Source organism: Criibacterium bergeronii (genome assembly GCF_001693775.2).
GTDB lineage: Bacteria > Bacillota > Clostridia > Peptostreptococcales > Filifactoraceae > Peptoanaerobacter > Peptoanaerobacter bergeronii.
Genome location: NZ_MBEW02000073.1, coordinates 1 through 801 on the forward strand (window position 1 = coordinate 1; position 801 = coordinate 801).

The window sequence follows — 801 nt, forward strand, 5'->3', positions numbered from 1 at the left end:
AGGTTTCAGATAGCTCTTTAAGTGTTGTCTTTTCCTTTCCGCCAAGAAACAAAGTGCTATCACAGTTACCTACAATAGTATCTGCATTATCCTTGTAGATTGCCTTTAACTGAGATTGTGCCTGCAAGATAATACTTGCTGAAATTTCTCTTGAACGGATTGTCGCAATCAATTTCTCAAATTTGGGAATTAAGCCTATGTTTGCAAACTCGTCAAGCAAGCACCTTACATGAACAGGTAATCTTCCTCCATACTCATCATCTGCCTTATCACAAAGTAGATTAAATAACTGTGAGTACATGATAGATACCACAAAGTTAAAAGTATCATCTGTATCAGATATAATGACAAAAAGTGCTGTCTTTCTATCTCCAAGAGTATCAAGCTCAAGTTCATCTTCTTTCATCAAGTCCCTAAGCTCCTGAATATCAAAAGGAGCAAGTCTTGCACCACATGAAATAAGAATAGACTTCGCCGTTTTTCCAGCAGCAAGTTTGTATTTCTTATATTGCTTTACCGCAAAGTGCGTAGGCTCTTTCTTTTCCAATGCTTCAAATAGTCTATCAATGGGATTCATATATGTTTCATCATCTTCCCTGACTTCTGAAGCATCTATCATATCCAGTAGTGTTGCAAAGTTCTTTTCTTCTCTTGGAGCTTCATAAAAAATATAACCTATCAAAGCCGTATAGTAGAGTTTCTCGGCTTTCACCCAAAAATCCTCACCTGCCTTTTCCCCTTCACCCTTAGTGTTTGCAATGATTGTCTGCACTAATTTGAGGATGTCTTTTTCACTTCTGA

1 protein-coding gene is annotated in these 801 nt (G+C 37.3%); it reads right to left on the reverse strand.

Translation table 11 applies throughout. The features are described from left to right. Positions 1-801, reverse strand: an 801-nt coding sequence (locus tag BBG48_RS10825; RefSeq protein WP_116170994.1) for a VirD4-like conjugal transfer protein, CD1115 family, incomplete at both ends; no start/stop codon positions are given.